Raw genomic sequence first — 22,993 nt, 5'->3', positions numbered from 1 at the left:
GGCTGCGCTCCGCGACCGGGAACTCAACTTCTCAACTTCTCAACTTCTCAACTTTTTCAAAAAGGATATAAAAACAAAAACGGCTTGCCGAGTGATCCGACAAGCCGTTTTTGCGCTGTATGTTCTTTTAACAACATCAATGGCTAGCTACTTCACCCGAGAACGGAATGATTCAGACGCCACCACCAATTGTTGTTTTGAACTGCTACAGTCATGATTGAATTTTTTTTCAATTCGCTTGCAAAGATATAGGCTTTTGAGAAATGTGCAAGGGGCTGAGGCATTTTTTTCAATTTTTTCAATTTTTAACCGCATTAGCTGCCCGCGTTGTATCTTGGTTTATTGTTTACTCAAAGACTTTCTTATGAAACAAGCTTTTTTGATCACATGTCTTTGTACACTGGTTTTTTCAGCCATGGCCCAGCGTCCTGCTTACCTGCGCAAGGACAGCATTCGTTCAACATTGGATGGGGCTACTCAGGTTTTTTATTACGATAAATCAACTGCTGCTACCCCTCAACCATTGGTGGTGGAATTGCATTCCTGGAGTAACTCTGCTAACTCTCAAATGGGGATGATCGCTACCCAGGTGCATGCCAAAAACTGGAATTTTATTTTCCCCAATTTCAGGGGAATGAACAACCATCCTAAGGCTTGTTGCAGCGAATATGTGCTTTCGGACATTGATCAAGCCATCGATTGGGCACTGAAAAACCTGAAAGTAGACCGCAAACAAATCTACGTGGTGGGTTACAGTGGTGGTGGTTATGCTACGCTGGCGACCTACATGCGCTCGCGGCACGCCATTCGTGGCTTTTCGGCTTGGGCTTCTATTTCAGATTTGGAGGCCTGGTATGCAGAATCGGTAGAACGCAAGAACAAATACGCCGCCGAAATTGTGCAATGCATCGGGGCCAATGGGGCTTTTGACGCGGAAAAAGCCAGGGCACGTTCACCTCTGTTTTGGGAAACACCAGTTGGGAAACGCAAGAACAGCCTCTTGCAAATTTATGTAGGGGTACACGATGGTTACACCGGCTCGGTTCCTATTTCTCAGTCCATTAATTTTTACAATAAACTATTAAAGGACTACAAGGAAAAAGACCAGACAAGATATGTTTCAGCAGAGGATAAGGAGCTGATGTTAAAAACGCGTTCCTTTCCTGTCACCCAGCCATCGAAGACCATTGGAGGTCGGGTGATTTTATACCAAAAAATAGCCAAGAATATTGGATTTACGGTCTTTGAAGGGACGCATGAGATTTTGTATGGGGAGGTTTTGGGGGGAATGGCTAAAAAGCAATATTAAGGAAAATTCACCTGCTTGGGGCAGTGATTTTTTGAAAAAAATATTTCGACAGTTATCGAAATATCAAATTCATTCCACTATCTTTGTAGCGAACAAAGCACAATGAATACCGTATTCAAAGCACTCAACGATGAAACCCGGCGCGAAATCCTCGTGCTGCTCCAACAAAGCGACCTGTCGGCAGGAGCAATTGCTGAGCATTTCAACATCGGCAAGGCCACCATTTCTCATCACCTCGATTTGTTGAAACAAGCCAATCTGGTCACAGCGGAAAAACAAGGGCAGTTTGTGATATATTCCCTCAATACCACCGTGATTGATGATGTTTTGGCTTGGTTCATCGGTTTTAAAAATGGAAAATCATGAAAAAGCTGTTTGCAAAAATGGAGTGGATTTTGTGGATCATTACACTGGCTCCGTCCTTTTTATTGTACTGGTTTTGGGAACAAATCCCCCAAACCATTGCTACACATTATGATCTATATGGCAAGGCCGATGACTGGAACGACAAAAGTATCTTATTGTGGATGATCCCCGGGCTGTCTATTTTCCTTTATTTGATCTTACTGCTGGTGCCAGTTCTCGACCCCAAAAAACGCATCGAAAGTATGGGGGGAAAATATTTTGGATTACGGGTGGTGGTATTGTCTTTGATATCAGCCATTTCGGTGATTTTCCTTTTGTCAGCAGTATATCCAGGTCTGGATTTCCGGGTTGGTCTGTATCCCATTTTGGCCATTTTTTTGATGCTCATGGGCAATTATCTACAGGCCGTCAAACCCAATTATTTCATTGGTATTCGAACGCCATGGACCCTGAACAATGAGCAAAACTGGCAGAAAACCCATCGTCTGGGCGGCCGGGTTTACATGTTGGGTGGGCTTATCTTGCTGTTGGCTTCCTTATTTTTGGGAAGTCTAGAGTTTCATGCCGTCTTTCTGATTTGCCTGTTGCTCATCATTTTTATTCCGGTCATTTATTCATTCTGGCTTTTTATAGCTGGTAAAACAGTGCAGTAATGGGCCTTTGTGGGGGAATGTGCAGCGAACATCCTACAATAAGACATCATCCACTGGATTCATTTTGGCGGGCAATGGTTCTCCTAAAAACTCCTTGATGTCAATTTCGATGTTGCGGCAAATCGCGGCAATGGGGGTATCATTGACCGAATTGTCAAAGGGGTTTTCTGAGAACTCGCCAATTTGCTCCATGGTATAAAACACCCAGGAAATCAGCATCGAAAAAGGAATGGTGAGCCAGACTCCCCACTCCGCCAGATTGCCCAAATCCTTCAACAAACCGAAGGGCAAAAGGAAAATGAACAAAACGACGAAGACCCGGCTAAAGATGCTGTATTGCCGAAACAAGGGTGTGCTTTTGAGCCGCTCGCAGCCTCCTTGTAGATTGAATAACTCATTGACGTGCCGCACCAGATCGCTGTGCTCGTATTCGTCCAATTTTTTCTCGCGTTTGAGGCGGGTTAAATCCATGATTTGCAACTTGAGGATGCCCGATGCCACGTTGTTTTTGACCCGCAAAGCTTCATAATATTCCCCTTTGTTGTTTTCCTCCAGGATCTTTTTTAAACCATGGTCAAATTCCTCCAATTCAGCACGTTCGCCGCGGAAGGTTTGGTGCAAATTTTCCTTACTGGTGGCCCAGGGAATGGTTTTGCGCAGCTGGAGCCGCAGTACATTCAGATAGGCGATGTGTCGGTACAACAGCTCTTTAACCATGGTTTTATCCTCAACCAAGGCAATCAACTGTGCCGAAAAATTGCGGCTAGTATTGGTGAATCCACCCCAGAGTTTGCGGGCTTCCCAGAGCCGGTCGTAAGCCTGGTTGTTTTTGAAACCGACGTAAAACGCCACGGCTGTACCGATCGTACCAACAGGTAGAAAAGGAATGGCTACAAAAGTGAAATCCAGAACCTGGTACAAGATCACCGCAACGGTGCTGACAATCATGGTTCTGAATAGGTTTTTGCGGGCGAAATGCCAGAGCAACTTGAAGGTGAAATCTTTTCCGGTGAACATGGAAATGGTTTTGGCTGTGGGTAATTATTGGGAGTGCAAAATAATAAATTGGATGGGAGGAAAAAATACGGGGCAAGTACAAATTTTATTTCTATTAGTGGAATCATTCAATCTCTATAGCAATGTCTTGTGCAAAACTTGGCTCACTCCCCAGGCAACGATAGCGAATATTGCGAAACCAATAAATGTCGCCAGCTTGGGCTCGATTAATGATGGGGCGGATGGTTGCATCAAAGGAACCTCCAGTATTGCTGCCCCGAAAGACTAAACTGCGGGCATTAAATTTCAGGATTTCAAAGTCAATGACCTTGCACTGGGCATTAATGTCACAACATTCGATCGAAGCCATTATTCCTCCCTGGGCTTTGAATACGGCACTGCTCATTTTGCCACTTTTATTCAAACCTCCAAATCTCGTTACAACATCCAAGGCAATACAACGCAGTTTTTTTTCAACGATTCCTTGCTCTGTTTTGATGCTTAAAATAAGTATCCCCGTTGTGTCGACCCATAGCCTAAAATGTCCTTTATCGCCAGTTAAAACAGCACGGGAACTGGAGTCTGGATTGGGATGTTCAAACCGCAGGCTGATTTGATTCCGATAAACTGGTTTTGCCTGCTGAGCCACAATGACAATGGGGTTGTCGATGCCAGCCAGGATGCGTGGATTACCTGCGGTGCTGATGGCGATTTCGGGTTTTTCAACGGGCTTGGGAAAGTGAATGCTGTGTAAGAAGAGGAAGGCTAGGGTGGCGATCAGGAATTGGTTCATGATTGGGTGGGTTTTGTTTAAAGAGAAATGAAGCGAGAGCAAGAAGGTTACATGTTATAAATAAATTGTCCTGATTAAATATCAAACATTGGAACTAAACAAGACATTTGGTAGATTTGTAAAAATCCCCTGATAACACCTCAAACAATTAAAAATTAAAAATCTAAACATGAAAAAGATTATCCACCTCACCTTTCTATTGGCTTTTTGCCTGAATCTTACCAACACCTTTACACAAAACGTTCGCTGTAAACTTGAAGGTAAAGTAATCGGACGAAAATCTAAAACACTTCTCTTCCTCAAAGCAACTGATGAAACACGTTTTTCTGGCATTAAAATTCCTATCATTAAAAATGCTTTTAGTTTTGAATTTGAAGCTCCCTTTGTAGAGAAGTATGTATTGGTTTTTGAAGATGAACTTGAAAATGCAATGTGGAGACAAATAGAATTTTTTGCAGAAAATGGCACCATTAATTTTGTGTTGCACTCGTTAGAAGATTATGCTCAGAACACCATATCTGGTGGCGACCTCACCCAAAAAATGGTGCGTTTTAATCAACAATTGATCAATAAAAGAGACTCAATTCGAACGCTTGATGCGAATTGGAAATACGAATACATTAAACAGCACCCTGATGTTTTTTCCTATTCGCTTCTTTTGGAGCTAATTGAGCGGTATTCGGATGACAAAAAAGGCATTGATATTATGGCTTTAACCGAGTTGTTTCCAAGTTTTTCCAAATTGTACCCAAGTCATCCTTATACCACAAAAATTGCGGAAATGCTGAATGCCATCCACCATCTAAAAGTAGGAGACCATTTTCTGGATTTTTCTGCTCCGACCATTGATGGTGAAGTGAAAAAAGTTTCCGAACTGATCAAAGGAAAAGTGGCCGTGATCGACATGTGGGCCTCCTGGTGTGGCCCTTGTCGCTACTTGAGCAAAAGTATGATTCCGGTTTACGAAAAGTACAAGGACAAAGGTTTCACCATTGTGGGTGTTGCTGCTGAATTTAAGACCAATGAACATTTTAAAGCTGCTGTGAAAAAAGACAAATACCCCTGGACAAACCTGATCGAGTTGGACAAACAAAATGGCATTTGGAACAAATACAACATTGATCGTGGTGGCGGAAATACGTATTTGGTGGATTCAAATGGGGTTATTTTGGCGATTCATCCCAAGGCGGAGGAGTTGGAAAAAATTCTTGGTGATATCTTGAAATAATCAACGTGAAGATCACGATTTTTTCAAAGAATAACCAAAGCGACACTTTTTATCACAAAGGACACCAAGGCAGCCCAAAGGACACAAAGGCGAGACGTTGACAAAGCGATACAACCGAGTGCTGGGTTTTGCTAACCCTCATTTTTGGCTAAAAATACTGTCAACGTCTAACTCTGTGCCCTTTGAGTCCTCTTTTTTTCCCTTTGTGCTAAAAAATGTCGCTTTGATAGTCCTTTGATATTTCGAAATGACAAATTGGTGTCAGTTCTTGCCAGAAAAACCAAGCTCCAAGAAACAATCCTCCCCATTTTTCCCTATTTTAATCCCCAGAAACCAACACAAGCCGAACCAAATGCAAAAATCCATTCTCTCGCTCGCCACGCTGCTCTTATTCAGCTTCCTGAGCCTAGCCCAAACCAACAAATCCCTCACTTTTGACCCCAGCCTCTACGAAGGCCTCCGCTGGCGTGAGCTCGGCCCCTTTCGCGGCGGGCGTTCCAGCACCGCTACAGGCGTGCGCGGCAATCCCAATTTGTACTATTTCGGTACCGTTGGTGGGGGAGTTTGGCGGACCCAGGATGCTGGCCAAACCTGGGACAACATAAGCGACAAATACTTCGGCGGTTCCATTGGCGCAGTTGCGGTAGCGGAGAGCGACCCGAATGTCATCTACGTAGGTGAAGGTGAACAAACCCTGCGCAACAACGTAGCTTCCGGGGCCGGACTCTGGCGATCCACCGACGCGGGTGCAACCTGGAAAAGCATTGGCCTTCAGGATTCCCGGCACATTGCCCGCATTCGGGTACACCCCAAAAACGCCGATGTGTTGTACGTAGCCGCTTTGGGCAACCTCTGGAAACCCAACGAAATGCGCGGCGTATTCCGCAGTATGGACGGTGGCCAGAGCTGGAAAAAAATCCTCTACATCAACGATAAGGCAGGCGCAGCCGACCTCATCCTCGATCCCAACAACCCCCGCATCATCTACGCCAGTACCTGGAACATGACCCGCAATGGTTACCGCATGGACAGCGGCGGCCCCGATTCCAAACTCTGGAAAAGTACCGATGGCGGCGACACCTGGGAAAACCTCTCCGACAAACCCGGCATGCCCAGTGGCATCAACGGCATCATTGGGGTGGCGGTTTCGCCTCAAAATTCCAATCGGATTTGGGCCATCATTGAAAACAAAGAAGGAGGCGTTTACCGCTCCGACGATGGGGGCAAAACCTGGGCCCGCATCAATCAGGATCGCGCCCTGCTCCAACGCGCCTGGTATTATTGCCGCATCACTGCCGATTCCCAGAACGAAGACATTGTGTACGTTATGAACGTCAGTTATGGCATTTCCAAGGACGGAGGCAAAACCTTTACCCTCAAAAATGCCCCGCACGGCGACCACCACGACCTCTGGATTGACCCCGACAACAACCGCCGGATGATCATTGCCGATGATGGCGGCGCACAAGTGTCCAACGACGGCGGCAACAACTGGACAACCTATCACAACCAACCCACCGCCCAGTTTTACCGCGTATCCACCGACAACCATTTTCCGTATCGCATCTACGGAGCGCAGCAGGACAACACCAGCGTACGCATCCCTCATCGTACGAATGGCGGTGCCGTTACCGAAAAAGACTGGGTTGCCCTGGCCATTGGTGAAAGTGCCCACCTGGCCCCCGATCCATTGAATAGTGAAGTGGTTTACGGCGGCGATTACAAAGGTTACATGACCATGCAAAACCTGGAAACGGGCCAAGAACGCTCTACCAACGTCTATCCTGATCTGCCCGCAGGCTCGGGCGCAGAAGTGATGAAGTACCGTTTCAACTGGAATTATCCGGTCTTTTTTAGCCCACATAATCCTAAAAAACTCTACGCTTGTTCCAACCACCTGCACATGAGTTTGAATGGTGGGGAAAGCTGGGAAGTGATCAGCCCTGACCTGACCCGCGCCGATCCAGAAACGATTAAATCTTCCGGTGGCCCGATCACCCAGGACAACACCGGAGCGGAATACTACGCCAATATTTTTGCGGCAGCAGAATCTCCTTACACCGAGGGTGAAATCTGGACAGGCTCTGACGATGGGCTGGTTTATTTAAGCCAGGATGGGGGCAAGAACTGGAAAAACGTAACCCCACCGATGTCGCCCAAACTCAACATGATCAATGCTGTGGAAGTCAGTCCTTTTGTGAAAGGGGAGGCTTACATCGCGGCTACTTCCTACAAGTTTGGCGACTACACGCCCTACATTTACCGGACTTTGGATTATGGCAAAACATGGACCGTCACGACCAAAGGAATCCCTAAAGATGAATTTGTCCGGGTGGTACGCGCTGACCAAAAACGAAAAGGATTGCTGTATGCGGGTACCGAAAAAGGCGTTTGGGTCTCCTTTGACGATGGGGACAATTGGCAAAAATTACAACTCAATCTGCCCCCCGTGCCCATTGCCGATCTGGCAGTTAAAAATGACAACCTCATCGCAGCTACCCACGGGCGTAGCTTCTGGCTCATCGACGATCTGACGCCTTTGCAGCAGCTGAGTACTGAAACAGCAGCCAAAGAAGCCATCTTGTACCAACCCATGTCAACCTATCGCATGGCCGGCAGCAATCGCCGTGACCCCAAACTGGAAGGAGAAAACCATCCCAATGGGGTGATGATCCATTATTTTATCAAAAAACTGGAAGCTGGAGCTGAGGTCAAAATCGATATCCTGGAAAGTGACGGCGATACCATCCGTACCTTCAGCACCAAGGCCAAAGACAAGTTGAATCAAATCACGGTCAAAGCAGGAGGTGGACGCTTTGTATGGGATATGCGTTATCCGGGCTACAAAACCTTCCCGGGGATGGTCTTTTATGGCTCGCCAAATTTGGGCCCTAAAGCCGTACCTGGAAAGTATCAAGTCCGCTTGACAGTAAACGGCAAAAGCCAAACTCAGGAATTTGAAATCCTCAAAGACCCACGTTTGAATACCAGTGCTGAAGACTTCCAGGCGCAATTTGATTTCCTGATGAAGGTGCGCAACAAGGTCACCGAAGCCAACGAAGGCATCATCAACCTGCGCAAAATCAAGGAAGATTTGGGCTACCTGAAAAACAAACTGGGCAGCGACGAGAAGAACAAAGACATGATGGATGCCATCAAAAAATTTGAGGAGGAATTGAATACCATCGAAAACAACATCCACCAAACCAAAAACCAAAGTGTGCAGGACCCGCTGAACTACGGCATTAAATTGAACAATCGCTTGGCACACTTGATGGTAGAACAGGCTCAGGGAGATTTTCGCCCCACCAAGCAAGGGGAGGAAGTACGCGGAAAGTTGAGTAAAATGGTGGATGAGGAATTGTCCAAACTCAAAACCACCATCGACAATAATTTGTACAAAATCAACCAAATGGCAAAGGAGAAGGGGGTGATGTTTGTGAACTGATGGAAGCCCTAATTTTATTCATCAATACCAAAAAACAAATTAGCCTGTTGTTCCATTAGCGGGCTAATTTGTTTATAGACGTGCGCAATGTAAAATAATTTATACAGTAAATTTATTGTTCCCAAAAAAACACGCCTCATTTCATAATCAAAGCCTAACCTAGGATTTACACCTACTTCACATCCTCTAATGACCTTTACAGAGTTACTTCAAACCATTTCATCCATAATCTAATCACCCATTTCGGGTACAACAAGATGAAAAAAAAATTACTCCCAAGCGGGACCTGGCTGAATTTTGGCCGCATCCTGCTTACCCAAATCGCTTTGGTGATTTGCTGCTCTGGCATTTTGTATGCCTCCCCCTACCTAAAACCACTGGAAAAGGTGGAAATTGCCCCAACTGTAGTTAAGTCCATTGAAGGTACAGTTGTGGATGAGGCCAACGCACCTTTGGCTGGTGTGAGTATTTTGGTCAAGGGCACTTCGAATGGTACCGTAACTGACGTCGATGGAAAGTTCAGTTTGGAAGTACCCGATGAGGCCACTTTAATTTTCTCCTACACTGGTTTCGTTTCACAAGAAATTGTGGTTGGCACCCAGACGACACTTAGCGTTAGCCTAAAAACCGACACGAAGTTATTGGATGGCGTTGTGGTTATCGGGTATGGAACCGCCAAAAAATCGGATTTGACCGGTTCGGTTGGTTCCGTAAAAGGCGACCAACTCCAGGAACGCCCAACCCCCTCCCTTACCCAGGCCTTGTCTGGCAGAATTGCGGGTGTACAGGTGAACAACAACTCCGGACGTCCGGGTGGTAGAACGACCATCCGCGTGCGTGGTTTTAGTTCCATCAACTCGTCCAACAACCCGCTTTACGTGGTAGATGGGGTGATGCTTCCACAGGGCACTCAAAACCAATTCAGTTCGGCCATTGACTACATCAACCCCAACGACATCATTTCAGTGGAGGTATTGAAAGACGCTTCTTCCACCGCCATTTATGGTGCCAGAGGTGCCAATGGGGTGATTTTGGTCACCACCAAAAAAGGAAAAGCAGGCGAAGGTTCAGTCACCTACAATGCCGATTTTAGTGTCAACACCATTGGACCAAACCGACCAGAAGTATTGAATGCCAAGGAATACCAGGCTGTAGAAGATCTGTCTTGGGCAAACATGGCCAAATACGACCCAGTAGGTTGGGCCGCGGGCAAATGGGCAAGTTTAAATCCTAAATTGAAACGTACGGATCCACGGGTTTTCAATGCTGATGGCAGCCCGAAATTTGATACGGACTGGTTTGAAGAGACCACCCAGAATAAACTTTCACAAAACCACCAACTGGGTTTCAGCGGGGGCAACGAGCGTACCCAGCATTCGATCTCCCTGGGATACCGTGACGATCAGGGTTTGCTCAAGACTTCATACATGAAAAGATACTCAGGCCGCTTTACGATTGATGACCAGATCAAAAAATGGCTGAAAGTAGGAGGTACCTTGAGTTACAACAACCAAACCGAAAACATTGTAGACCAAAACGACCAGGTAGCTCGACGCATCGTTGAAGACTTCCCGTTTTTGCCGGTTAGATACGAAGATGGAACTTTTGCCAACAACCGCGATTATCCTTTTGCCGAAGGTACCTTTAGCTCCTTCCACAACTTGATGGGCCGCAGGTACATCTTGAACACCCAAACAACTTTGGGAAGTTTGTATTCCAACCTCAGCTTAGCCAAAGGTTTGGAGATGCGTACCGTATTCGGTGTCAACGTTCAGACCCAGGAAAACAACCAATCCACCACTCGTACGATCAACATTGGTGGCAGTGGTTCTGCTTCTACTTCCAACTACAAGGAAAGTTTTTGGTCATTGGAAAACTACCTGACCTACAACAAGCAACTGGCCAATCACTCGTTCAATGGTTTGTTGGGGGTTTCATGGCAAGAAACGAACACCTTTAGCATTGGTGGTAGTGTAAGCAACTTCGCCACGGACTATTTTGGGTTCAACAACCTGGGAGCTGGTGCTACCAACCCTGCTGTAAGCTCCAGCGCATCTCGTTTTGCATTTAACTCCTATTTTGGACGCCTCAACTACACCTTGTCCAACAAATACTTAGTGACGCTTACTGGTCGCTCCGATGGTTCTTCCAAATTTGGAGAAAACCACAAATTTGCATTTTTCCCATCCGGCGCAGTAGCTTGGCGGGTATCAGAAGAAGGATTTTTGAAAGGCAATACGCTGATTTCCAATTTGAAACTTCGCGCAAGTTATGGTTTGACTGGTAACTCTGAAATTCCTGCTTATTCTTCCCTGTCCTTGTTGGGTTCGAACTTCACAACCATCTATAACGATGCACGTATATCGGGTACCGGGCTCAACCGTTTGGCTAACCCCGATTTGCGTTGGGAAAAAACCGCGCAGACGGATGTTGGGATTGAATTCGCTTTGTTCAAAGGCCGGATTTCGGTAGAAGCAGATTATTACTACCGCAAAACGACCGACATGCTTTTGGATGCCCCCGTGCCTACCACCAGTGGCTATGGTACCATTCGGAGAAACGTGGGATCCATGTACAACAAAGGTGTTGAAATTGGCTTGAACACCAGAAACATTGACGCAGGTGGTTTTCAGTGGACTACGGCTTTCAATATTTCCTTCAACCGGAACAAAGTACTGTCATTGGCAACACCTTCCGACATCTTCAACGTAGGTGGGCCAAACTTTATCGGCAATGCCAACATCATTCGCGTTGGCGAGCAGGTAGGTTCTTTCTATGGGCTTACTCGCCTGGGTGTTTGGAGCGAAGCGGAGCGTGAAGAAGCCGCCAAATTCACGAGCTACCGCAACGGTCTAACTGTTTTGCCTGGTGACCTCAAGTACCTGGATGTAAATGGCGATAAGGCCATTAACAACGCTGACCGCAGCATCATCGGAAATGGTAACCCAAAGGGTTGGGGAACCTTGTCCAACACCATCCGCTACAACAACATTGATCTGACCTTGGATCTTCAGTTTTCTTACGGCAACGATGTGTTGATGATGAACTTGCACTCCAGCGAAGACCGCCAATCATTGGCCAACAGCTACTCCTCCGTATTGAATGCCTGGACTCCCCAGAATCAGAATACGATGATTGCTGAAATTCGCGATACGCGCGCGGGTTATGTCACCAACGTCGATTCCTGGTGGGTCAAAAATGGTTCATTCCTGCGGGGCAGAAATTTATTGCTGGGTTATACTTTCCCCACTCAGGTGCTGAACAAGCTCAAAATGGGCCGCTTGCGGGTATATGCTACTGCTCAAAATTTCTTCTTGCTGGTAGAGGATAAAATTATTGGCGATCCCGAAGTAACACCCACCAACCAGGGAGCTGGCAACAGCGCGTTTACCCAGGGTATGATCTGGCACAACTATCCCAAGCCTACCACTTACATGGTTGGTTTGCAAATTGGCCTTTAAGCACTTTTTTCATTCAACACAACTTCATTTGTTATGAAATTGAATATCCTCAAATATATTGGCAAAGCTACGCTCGTCGGAGCGATCTTGCTTTTTACTTCGGGTTGTAGTGATTTTTTGACGGAAGAGGCACCTTCCAACCTCACACCCGATAACTTTTATACCATTCCTGACCATGCCGAAGCTGCGCTGGCTGCTGTTTATGCGGACTTGCGCTTTATGGGTGGTGGTGCCGGTATTTTCTCTACCAACTGGCAGTTGTTGGAGGCCCTTACGGGTACTTCAACCACCGAGACCGCCCAAAACTCGGATTTGAACAACTTGTATGGACTTGTACACGATGGCAATACTGCTCACGTGATCAATTATTGGAGTGGATTGTACCGTGTGATCGCGCAGGCCAACCAGGTGATTGAAAAAGTGCCGCCGATTACGCCGATGCCGGAGGCCCAAAAGAAAAAAATCTTGGGGGAAGCCCGCTTTTTGCGCGCTTCGGCTTACTTTACAGCGGTTAGATTGTGGGGCGATATTCCACTCATTTCCGCGCCACAAACGGCAGCTTCTGAAGATTTTTTACCTGTACGGACGCCACAAGAAGAAGTTTACAAACTCATTGTAGATGACTTAGTTGCTGCTGAAGCGGCTGGTTTGGCCTGGATGGACGTCAGTGGTCGGGCCAATTTGGCTGCGGTAAAAGCGCAGTTGGCGCGGGTCTATTTGACGATGGCCGGATTCCCATTGAAAAAGGGAGCTTCACACTACAAGCTAGCTGCCGATAAAGCAGCTGAGGTGATCACTTATGCCAATGCGAACCCTGGGTCGATTAACCTATTTGCGACCTACGAGGACGTGCACAAAGAAAGCACCGAAAACCGCCTTGAACACCTCTTTATGCTGCAATACAATACTTTGGTGGCGGGCAATCCAATGGAGAATTTTTACCCGAACTTTAAGCCGGTAACCTATAGTGGCCCTGGTGGAACCGGAAGTAGCGTGCCTACCACAGCCTTTTACAAATCGTACGAGGACGGCGATTTGCGGGCAAAAGACCAGGAAGGGTATTTCTACACAACTTATTTCACCAACGGTAACGGCGCGCGTTTTGATTTGGGTGCTCCTTATGTTTTCAAACACTTCAATCGTACTTCGAGTGGTACTTCTGGAGTGGCTGGTACGCGTCAAAATAACCTGAACGTGCCACAAATCCGTTATGCAGAGGTGTTGCTGCTGTTTGCCGAAGCGCAAAACGAATTGGGCGCACCGACCCAAGCAGCTTACGATGCCTTCAAGCGCATCAGAGACCGCGCCAAACTCATTACGCCAGGTTTGGAAACATACAACCAGGCTTCATTCCGCGAAGCGGTGTGGAAGGAGCGTTGGCATGAATTGTGCTATGAGCAAATCACCTGGTTTGACATGGTGCGTTTGCGCAAGGTGTTCAATGAAAACACCAGGAAGTTTGATGAATTTGTCGGGCACGTGAATTTGAGCTCCAATCAAGCTTTGCAAGAGAAGCATTTGTTGTTGCCTATTCCAACGCCAGAGTTGCTCAATAATCCGAATTTGAAAACGCAGAATCCGGGGTATCCGCAATAAGGGATAGTTTGATTTTTGAAGGGAAAGCCTGTGAGGTACTTGGTATCTCACAGGTTTTTTTTATGTCAAGTGGAAAGCGTAGTCAAGCGTGAAATTTTTCCCACCAATTTTCTCCCTACAATCCAAAATAATTGTATTTTAGACAATTATTTCAAAGTTTTTCATCGCGCATTACCCATGTGCTCTGCTAATCAGCGCATTAGTTCCCACATCGGTAATGTTAAATGAAACCTACATGCTTAAAGATCGCAACACAACCAAAAAGGTGTTTAGCCTTTTTACACCCGTTTCTACTGTACTACTCTTGTTGGTAGTGATTGGATTGTTGTCCTTGACGGACCAAAGTGACAACAATATCGACTCGTCTCATTCAACCTGGACGCATTACGGTGGGAGCCCTGACCAATCCAGGTATTTTGCAGCTTCAGAGATCACCAAAGAAAACGTTGCAAAACTACAAGTGGCCTGGATGTACCCTTCGGGCGATCAACAACCCTACTTCTTCAGCCCCATCGTTGTGGACACCACGATGTATGTGATGGGCAAAAACAATTCCCTGATTGCGGTAAGTGCATTGAGTGGCAAGGAGATCTGGATTCATGCCAACCTGCTCGGCATGAGTAGGAGGGGGCTCAATTATTGGGAAAGCAAAGACAAAAAGGACAAGCGCCTGATCTTCACCCTCAATAATTCCCTTCAGGCTATCGATGCCGTGACCGGAAAAACCATCACCAGTTTTGGCACTGACGGCTATGTGGACATGCGCGAAGGCCTGGGTCGTGATCCCTCCTCCATCCGTAGAATGCAGGCCATGATGCCTGGGGTCATTTACAACGACCTGGTGATTGTAGGCTCTGCTCCTGGCGAAGGTTATTTCTCGGCACCAGGATTTGTAAGGGCTTATAATGTGGTGAGTGGAAAATTGGAATGGACTTTCCACACTGTTCCTCAACCAGGCGAGTTTGGCTACAAAACTTGGCCAAAGGATGCGTACAAGTACGTTGGAGGGACAAATGTCTGGAGCGAAATCTCGGTTGATCAACAAAGGGGAATTGCCTTTTTGCCCATTGGGTCACCAACCTATGACTTTTATGGGGCCGACCGCTTGGGTAGCAACCTTTTTGGCAATTGCCTCGTGGCTGTTGATGCACGTACCGGGAAACGTTTGTGGCATTATCAAATTGTACACCACGACCTTTGGGATGTCGATCTCGCCAGCGCTCCACAATTGATAACGGTGAATCAAGGTGGAAAAAATATTGATGCAGTAGCGGTGGCTACCAAACACGGTTTTTTGTTTGTGTTCGATCGGGAAACCGGGAAACCCTTATTTCCTATCGAAGAAAAACCCTTCCCGGCCAGTCAAATGCCTGGAGAAAAAGCCTGGCCTACCCAGCCCATTTCTTCACTTCCCAATTTCACCCGGCACGAAGTGACTTTGGAAACGCTGAATCCTTTTTTCCCAGACAGCGTCAAGCAGCAATGGCAAAAAAGACTGGCCACTGCCAAGTCAGGCTTGTACATTCCGCCATCCGACAAATACGAAACCATCATGATGCCAGGTGCTTTGGGTGGCGCGAATTATGGCAACACTGCTTCCGATCCCAAAAATGGATTCATGTACATCCTGACGCAGGAGCACGCTTCTACCTATAAACTGAATAAAGTAGCGCCTCCCAAAGTGGATCTTTCGGCGGATCAGGTTGCCCGGGTAAAAACTTTTTATGCTTCTACCTGTCAACCTTGCCATGGAAAAAACATGGAGGGCGTGACTGGTCCAGCTTTGGTCAATGCCGGGCAATACATCATCTACACCGAGTTTAAAGACATTGTTCTGGGAGGTAAGGGGTCTATGCCTGGTTTTACCCACGTCAGTGAAGAAACGATCGAAGCATTGTACCGCTATCTGGGGGGCAATCCGCGGGCCTTTAATTTTCCCCGCAGGGCCAACGCTGCGCCACCTAAAGGCCCGGTAGTCGCTTCCGGTGGAGCTACTATTAAGCCCGATGCAAAGAGAAGTGCACCGATGTTGGATTATCCCGAAAAAGTAAAACATCCAAAGGATCGCTACATTACCGATTATGGAACCGAATGGTCTGGTTTGGCGGCTCCCCCCTGGTCTTCCATTGTGGCTTATGATTTAAACAAAGGAACCATCAAGTGGAGAAAACCAGTAGGGCTGGATTCCCTTTATGGCAAAGGAGATCCCAGTTTGGGTGCCCCCGGTGGGACCTTGCGGAAAGGTATGGTGGTAACTTCGACAGGTATCGTTTTTGCCACTGCCAAAGGTGGAAAGTTGTACGCATTTGATGCAGATAATGGGAACATTTTATGGGAAACCAACCTGAGTTATGAGGCCAACGCCCAACCCAGCATGTACACCTTGAATGGAAAACAGTATCTGGTTATCAATGCTACCTCTAATTTTACACGTGACAGTTACGACCGCTCCAAAAAACCTGGAGCATTGCCAAGAGCTTATGTAGTGTATGCGCTTCCGAACAGCAAGTAAAGCCAATACATGCAACTGGTTTTTAAAACTATAAACAAAAAAGATCGCAGATGAAACAATTCTTGCTACTACTACTGGCAGCCTCTGTTTTACAGGCTACAGCTACGGCACAATCATTAAAAGGCCGGGTTATCCCCAATGACCCAAGCAAGTACCGGGAACTTTCAGCGGTACATGCTGGTGCTGGAAAGATGGGCTTCACCCAATTGATAGGTCGCAACGACCTCTCTACCAATTTCCTTTATTTACATACCGGAGTCATCAACGCCAAATCGGGTATTGGTCACCATTTTCACCATAGCATCGAGGAAATGTACGTAATCCTCAATGGCGAAGCAGAGTTTACGATCAATGGACGTACGGCCAAAATCAAAGCACCCGCAATCGTTCCCTGCAAAATGGGCGATTCACACGCCATCTACAATGCCTCCAACGAGCCGATCCGTTGGCTCAATTTTGCAGTGAGCGAAAAGAAAGGAGTAGGTGATGCATTTGATCTGGGTGACGCTCGGGTGGGAGCCAGTCTTGAACCCGTTCCTTCATTTGTATCTGCCCGCCTGGAACAGGATAAACTGAAAGCCAATCCTACCATTTATGCTGGAGAAGGCGTAATGTACCGCCGCTTGATCGGGCCAGAAGTCTTTCGTACCGACTGGAACCACGTTGATCACCTGGTTGTTCCGGCTGGCAAAACGGCCAATCGGCAACAATTGGAAGGCACTGAAGAAGTGTATTACGTTGTAAACGGCTCAGGCACCGTCTCTATCAATGGGGAAACCGTCAACATCAAAGCCGATGATGCCTTCTCTGGTATTTTGGGCGAAAAACTGAGCATTGCCAATACTGCTGACAAAAATCTGGAGTTAATCGTCATTGGCATCTCGGCTTCCAAACAAAAGACCCTGAGCATCAACAAACCGCAGGCAACCCCAAAGGCCGTACTGCTCCAGATGGAATTTGTAGTGCCCAAGGAAAATGCCGAAGCCTTTGAAAAAATGTACTACTCCATCTATGTCCCGGCGATGACGGTGCAGAAGGGTTACGTGGGTTCCAAACTCCTGCGGCTTTTCCCGGAAAACATCGCCAAAGAAATCCAGGCAGAACCTACTACGCACAACTACGCGATCCAGATTTCTTTTGCCACCGAACAGGATCGCCGAAACTGGGTAAAAAGCCCCGAACACCAAATTGCCTGGCCGGCTGCATCAAAACTGGCCACCGCCTTTAAGTGGAGGGGCTACGATGTAATGGGAGATGATAACCAGCATTAAGTTTTACCTGTACTAAACTTCAAAAGTTTATACAGGTAAAATCGAGTTAAACAACAAACAAAAAACAAGATGAAACGAAATTTCCTTGCAACAGCATTGCTGATTGCCCTTTCTGCTACGTTTGGCTTTGCTCAGGGCGGAGCTGAAATCAAAGAGGACTTCAAACCATCCAGCCTCAATCAACCCGGGCAAGAATACCCACAGGTCAACTCACAAGGTTACGCCCGCTTCCGCATCATTGCTCCTGCTGCCGACAGTGTTCGGGTAAGCCTGGGTCTCGGAGGACGAGGAGGCACCAAACTCGCCAAGGCCGCTGATGGCTCCTGGATGGGCACCACTGCGGGCCCCATGGACGAAGGTTTTCACTACTACAATGTCAATATCGATGGTGGAAAATTCAATGACCCTGGAACTCTCAGCTTTTATGGCTCCATACGTTGGGAAAGTGGCATTGAAATCCCTGCACACGATCAGGATTTTTATGCCCTGAAAGATGTACCCCATGGCCATGTACAGCAGGTTCTTTTTCCTTCACCCAGCACCAATACCTCGCGCCGGGCCTTTGTTTATACACCACCGGGGTATTTTGAAAGTACCAAAACCCGTTATCCAGTGCTGTATTTGCAACACGGCTGGGGCGAAGACGAAACCGCGTGGAGCAATCAGGGACGCGCCAATTTGATCATGGACAACCTCATCGCCGCAGGAAAAATCAAACCCTTCATCATCGTCATGACCTATGGCATGACCAATGATGTAAAAATGGGAGGCCTGCGGAATTTTGACATCAAGCCATTCCAAACCGTTCTTGTGGATGAGTTGATTCCTTATGTGGACAAAACTTTCCGCACCATTGCCAAGCCGGAAAAACGCGCTATGGCCGGGCTCTCCATGGGTGGTATGGAAACCAAAACCATCACCATGAACCGGCCAGAAGTTTTTTCTCACTATGGCCTCCTGAGCGGTGGCATTTATGCTCCTGCCGACATCAAAGACAAAACCAAAGTGAAACTCGTTTTCCTGAGTTGTGGCAGCAAAGAACGACCTGATGGTGTTAAAAACGCAGCAAAAGCCCTGAAAGACGCAGGGTTTAATGTCGTATCTTATATCTCTGAAGGCACTGCGCACGAATTCCAAACCTGGCGGCGCAGTTTGTACCAGATGGCCCCGCTGCTTTTTAAAGATTAATTAACGCAGAAAAACTAACTTCCCGATTTGGGTTTTGAATAGGATTTCGAACGTTTATTTCAAGTGAGCTTCCTATTCAAAAGCCTCTAAAAAAATCGGGAAGTAATTTTTTGCGTCATATTCAGGGATTGCCCTAAATTATTTTCAATGAGATGTAAAAGCTCTATAATCGCAATTGTAGCATGCTGCCTACATACTTTTGTCGCTCAATCTCAGGATATGCCTCCTACTACATCGGTGGTGTATCCTGGGACCAACGGCAAATTGGTCTACGTTGCCGATAGCCTGGGCAATATTATTCCTGATTTCTCCCATGCGGGTTATCAGGGAGGTGGTGTACCCATCCCTTACGTGGCGATAAAAGAAACCCTTTGGCCAAAGTTGGGCGACAATGCCGACCTTATCCAGGCTGCCGTCGATCGGGTATCTGCTTTGCCACTCGATGCCACAGGGTTTAGAGGTGCAGTGCTGCTTAAAATGGGTATGTACCAATTAGACAAACCCATCTACATCAAGGCTTCAGGAGTAGTTTTACGTGGAGAGGGTCGCAGCGATGTGGGCACTATTTTGTACGGCAAAATCCCCAAGCCAGCAGAGCCGGGTACTGGTCCACGCTTCAGACGGCCTGCGCTGATTAACGTTAACGGCGCAGCGGGGATAAAACTCCTGGAAGAATCCAAACAAGACATTACGGATGAATACGTACCGGTAGGTGCGTTTAGCGTCAAGGTGGTCTCGGCCAAAGGATTCAAAAAGGGAGACCGGGTAATTGTCAGAAGGATTGGTAACGAAGAATGGATCAAAAAAATTGGTTTGGACACGGCCACGGTGGGTAGAAACCGCTGGAAACCTTTTGATATCAATTTTGACCGAAGTATTGTTGCCGTCAATGGAAATACCCTTACCCTAGATGCTCCGATTTTTACCGCAATTGAAAAACGTTGGGGTGGGGGAGCGATTTACAAATACACGGATGAACGCATTGAACAAGTGGGCATTGAAAACCTACGCGGAATCTCAGAATATGACCCTTCCATCCGTACCAAGGAGTATGGAAACATGGATCGCGACGACCTCGGCGCAACGCATCGATACCAGGGTGAAGAATATTTTTCCGATGAAAACCATTATGCCAATTTCATCGACCTCAGCAACGTTAAAAATGCCTGGGTGAGGAACATGAGCGCGCTTCATTTTGGAAGCAGCGTTGTACAAGCCAACGCTGGCACAAAATGGGTCACCGTCCAAGATTGTGATGCCCGCGAGCCGGTGTCGCAACGCTGGGGCGGGCGGCGGTTTACCTTCCAGATGAATGGCCAGTTTTGCCTGGTTCAACGATGCGTTTCTGAAAAAGGGCGCCATTCCTTTGTTTTGCAAGGATCTGAAGCAAGCGGGAATGTCTTTTTGGCTTGTACCGCAATTAACCCCTTCTCTTCCAGTGAGCCCCACAACCATTGGTCCAACGGGGTTTTGTACGACAATGTAAAGGCACCGCTTACGGCCCGCTTTTGGGATTACATCATTGGTTGGGCTGGTGCCAATATTGTATTCTGGAATTGTGAGGGAGACTACTTGATTCAGCAACCGCCAACCGCACAAAACTACTCTTTTGGGCATATCGGGCTCAACGCGGTCATCTTCAATGCCGCGCTGCAAGACTTGACTAAACGCAATGGCCACGTAGAGGCCATGGACCGGCATGTTACACCCAAAAGTTTATTTCTAACCCAGTTGGAAGAACGACTGGGATTGGAAGCGGTTAAAAACATCACAAACCAAGTACCATGAGAGCTTTTTTTGCCATTTTTTCACTACTGTTTTTTTGTAGTTCACTGCACGTTTCTTTGCATGGACAAACCATTTCCAAAGAAGAACTGATTTTTCTTACCTCGGAATGGAAAGGAGAACGTTTTGCCGATGGTCGGCCAAAAATTTCCGATGAGCTATTGGAAAGAGCGAAGCACATCATGATCGATGATGCCTGGACCGTGTTGAAAAACGAAGGTTACCTCAATCAATACGAAGGTGGTTGGAAAATGGTCAACAACCAAACCATGAGCGGGCGGGCAGTCACGGCCATGTACCTGCCCAGCCGACCCGACGTGGAAAAAAACATCAAGGACAGAGGGGCAAAACAAGGCAGAAAAGGAAACACCAATGCCTGGCCGATCGATGTCCTCACCAAAGGCGATTTGTATGTTGCTGATGCTTTTGGGAAAATCGGGGGCGGCCCCATCATGGGTGCAACCTTGGCTAATTCCATTTACAGCAAATCCGGTAATGGGGTAGTTTTCGACGGAGCGTGCAGGGACTTGCAGGAAATCACCAATCTCAAAGGTTTTAATGCTTTTGTACGGGATTTTCACCCCTCCTTTACCGAGCAAATGGTGCTGATGGGACTCAATAGCCCCATTCGGATTGGCGAAGCCATTGTACTTCCTGGCGACCTGGTGATTGCAACCATCGAAGGAGTACTTTTTGTGCCCGCTCACCTGGCCGAACAAGTAGTCAGCACGGCTGAATTTGTGATCCGCAAAGACCAGTTTGGTTTTGAAATGGTCAAAACGAACAAGTACAGCACTGGAGAAATTGACAGCCAGTGGACGAATGAGATCAAAACGGAGTTTTTAAAATGGCTGGAAAAACATCCTGAACTGGGTAAGATGACACGCGCCGAACTGGACAAAATGATGAGCAAAAGAACTTGGTAATCAACCACTATTATTAACAACCTACAACTTTTTTATCATGAAACATTTGATCGCAGTACTATTCCTATTGGGAAGCTTTAGCGCCTTTGCTCAAAACGCCCTTGATGGCGACTGGAAAGGCACCCGTGAAACGCCAAACGGCACCTTTGAAATCAATTACACCTTCAAAGTTGAAGGAACCACGCTTACAGGTGTATGGAAAACTCAATTTGGCGAGCGTAAAATTGAGAACGGCAAAGTGGATGGGAAGAAATTTTCCTACACCATTTCGTTTAATGAGATGACCATCAACAACACTGGTGAGTTGGTGAGTGATGACGAAATTGTCACCAAAAACGAAAGAGGGGAAATGAAATTGACTCGGGTGAAGAAGGAAAATTAAGGTATGAGTTGAGAGTTCCGAATACATGAGTTTAGAATTTAGAAGTGAGCTACCGCAGCGACTACTTCTAAATTCTAAACTCATGTATTCGGAACTCAACTCATTTAGCTTAGCGCATCTTTACCCTCAGCAAATACTGCGTAGCCGTAATGTAAAGCGTTTTGCCATTTGGTGTCAAAGCGCAGTTGGCCGCAGTCAGGTTGTTCACCTTGATTTTACCAATCAATTTACCTTCCTTGGTAAATATCCAAATGCCGCCCGGCCCTGCCGCAAAGACATTGCCTTTTTTGTCGATTTTGAAACCATCACATCCGCCTGGTTCTCTGATATTTCCGGGATTGAAGAACACTCGTCCATTTTGCAAAGAACCATCTGAAGCGATGTCGTACACATACCAGCCACGACCCTTTCCCTGGGTATTGGCTACCAACAAGGTTTTGCCATCGGGAAAAATTCCGATGCCATTGGGTGCTTGAATGGAGTCAATCAAAAGTTTGATATTCCCCGACTTATCCATTTTGTACACCCCTTGAAACGCCAGTTCCTTTTTGGGATCGTTAAATCCTTTTTCAAAACCATAGGCAGGATCGGTAAAATACAAATCACCATTGGCCGCCATAAAAAAGTCATTCGGACTGTTCAATTTTTTGCCATTGTAAGTGCCTGCGACGGTGCTGAAATTAGGCTTTGGTGCATCGAGTGGTGCATCCATGCTGGCAATCCTGCGGTCGCCATGTTGGCAAATCCACAACTTGCCGTCTTTGGTTTTGTACAATCCATTGGGACCCATAAATCCGCCCCGTGGTTCGGCACCCGTATAACCCGCTGGTTTTAAGTATACTTCTTTACCCTTGGCTTCCGTCCATTTGTAAATGGTATTGGCCGGAATATCGGAAAACAACAACATCTTCTCCTTTTCCAGCCACAGGGGGCCTTCTGTAAAAGTGCAACCTTCGGCAAGCACCTCTATTTTTGCCTCTTTTTTGATGAGCCCCCCCAACTCTGGCGCAATAAATTCAATGCTGCCAATCTCCTGTGCTGAAACTTGTGTAATTCCCAAAAAGAGTAAATAGACTGCC

At 46.9% G+C, this 22,993-nt stretch carries 16 protein-coding genes; 13 read left to right on the top strand and 3 right to left on the bottom strand.

Translation table 11 applies throughout. From position 1 onward, the window contains the following. Positions 1-364 precede the first annotated feature (364 nt). From SFV55_RS28375 to SFV55_RS28365, 3 genes are all read left to right on the top strand, one after another. Positions 365-1,309 carry an alpha/beta hydrolase family protein gene (locus SFV55_RS28375; protein WP_320032974.1) on the top strand — a complete coding sequence of 315 codons (945 nt, stop codon included), beginning with the start codon at positions 365-367 and terminating at the stop codon, positions 1,307-1,309. 102 nt (positions 1,310-1,411) lie between these two features. Then, positions 1,412-1,675, top strand: coding sequence for an autorepressor SdpR family transcription factor (locus SFV55_RS28370; protein WP_320032973.1), 264 nt, complete (start codon positions 1,412-1,414; stop codon positions 1,673-1,675). After that, complete coding sequence (locus SFV55_RS28365) at positions 1,672-2,328, top strand: SdpI family protein (RefSeq protein WP_320032972.1); 657 nt, start codon at positions 1,672-1,674, stop codon at positions 2,326-2,328. The genes SFV55_RS28370 and SFV55_RS28365 overlap by 4 nt, the downstream gene beginning before the upstream one ends. A 33-nt stretch (positions 2,329-2,361) precedes the next feature. Here the strand turns inward: SFV55_RS28365 and SFV55_RS28360 are convergent, their stop codons facing one another. Next, positions 2,362-3,345, bottom strand: coding sequence for a bestrophin family protein (locus SFV55_RS28360; protein WP_320032971.1), 984 nt, complete (start codon positions 3,343-3,345; stop codon positions 2,362-2,364). A 103-nt stretch (positions 3,346-3,448) separates the two neighbouring features. Then, on the bottom strand, positions 3,449-4,117 hold the full coding sequence (locus tag SFV55_RS28355) for a GldM family protein (RefSeq protein ID WP_320032970.1): 669 nt from the start codon (positions 4,115-4,117) through the stop codon (positions 3,449-3,451). A 169-nt stretch (positions 4,118-4,286) separates the two neighbouring features. On the opposite strand from SFV55_RS28355, the gene SFV55_RS28350 reads away from it, so the two are divergent. The 10 genes from SFV55_RS28350 to SFV55_RS28305 all read left to right on the top strand — a co-directional run bounded on the left by SFV55_RS28350 (position 4,287) and on the right by SFV55_RS28305 (position 21,914). Beyond that, positions 4,287-5,345: a TlpA disulfide reductase family protein gene (locus tag SFV55_RS28350; RefSeq protein ID WP_320032969.1), complete on the top strand. Its 1,059-nt coding sequence runs from the start codon at positions 4,287-4,289 to the stop codon at positions 5,343-5,345. Positions 5,346-5,697: 352 nt separating this feature from the next. Next, entirely contained in the window at positions 5,698-8,793 is a 3,096-nt protein-coding gene (locus tag SFV55_RS28345) for a VPS10 domain-containing protein (RefSeq protein ID WP_320032968.1), read from the top strand. Between the two features lie 257 nt (positions 8,794-9,050). Next, entirely contained in the window at positions 9,051-12,254 is a 3,204-nt protein-coding gene (locus SFV55_RS28340; RefSeq protein WP_320032967.1) for a TonB-dependent receptor, read from the top strand. 33 nt (positions 12,255-12,287) lie between these two features. After that, positions 12,288-13,850 (top strand): RagB/SusD family nutrient uptake outer membrane protein, encoded by a 1,563-nt coding sequence (locus SFV55_RS28335; RefSeq protein WP_320032966.1) that lies wholly within the window; start codon positions 12,288-12,290, stop codon positions 13,848-13,850. Between the two features lie 235 nt (positions 13,851-14,085). After that, positions 14,086-16,362: a PQQ-binding-like beta-propeller repeat protein gene (locus SFV55_RS28330; protein WP_320032965.1), complete on the top strand. Its 2,277-nt coding sequence runs from the start codon at positions 14,086-14,088 to the stop codon at positions 16,360-16,362. Positions 16,363-16,412: 50 nt separating this feature from the next. Further along, positions 16,413-17,633 carry a cupin domain-containing protein gene (locus SFV55_RS28325; RefSeq protein WP_320032964.1) on the top strand — a complete coding sequence of 407 codons (1,221 nt, stop codon included), beginning with the start codon at positions 16,413-16,415 and terminating at the stop codon, positions 17,631-17,633. Between the two features lie 69 nt (positions 17,634-17,702). After that, positions 17,703-18,821: an alpha/beta hydrolase-fold protein gene (locus SFV55_RS28320; protein WP_320032963.1), complete on the top strand. Its 1,119-nt coding sequence runs from the start codon at positions 17,703-17,705 to the stop codon at positions 18,819-18,821. Positions 18,822-19,040: 219 nt separating this feature from the next. Continuing rightward, a complete protein-coding gene (locus tag SFV55_RS28315; RefSeq protein WP_320032962.1) occupies positions 19,041-20,609 on the top strand; it encodes a hypothetical protein in 1,569 nt (522 codons plus the stop codon). Then, complete coding sequence (locus tag SFV55_RS28310; RefSeq protein ID WP_320032961.1) at positions 20,606-21,532, top strand: RraA family protein; 927 nt, start codon at positions 20,606-20,608, stop codon at positions 21,530-21,532. Before SFV55_RS28315 ends, SFV55_RS28310 begins: the two co-directional genes overlap by 4 nt. Positions 21,533-21,569: 37 nt before the next feature. Continuing rightward, positions 21,570-21,914, top strand: a complete 345-nt coding sequence (locus SFV55_RS28305) for a hypothetical protein (protein ID WP_320032960.1) — start codon at positions 21,570-21,572, stop codon at positions 21,912-21,914. Between the two features lie 109 nt (positions 21,915-22,023). Here the strand turns inward: SFV55_RS28305 and SFV55_RS28300 are convergent. After that, positions 22,024-22,993 (bottom strand): SMP-30/gluconolactonase/LRE family protein (locus SFV55_RS28300; RefSeq protein WP_320032959.1); only part of this gene is annotated, 970 nt, incomplete at its 5' end.

This window comes from Haliscomenobacter sp. (genome assembly GCF_033763495.1).
GTDB lineage: Bacteria > Bacteroidota > Bacteroidia > Chitinophagales > Saprospiraceae > Haliscomenobacter.
The sequence above is the reverse complement of the archived record's forward strand: the minus strand, read 5'-3'. Positions and strand labels throughout refer to the sequence as shown.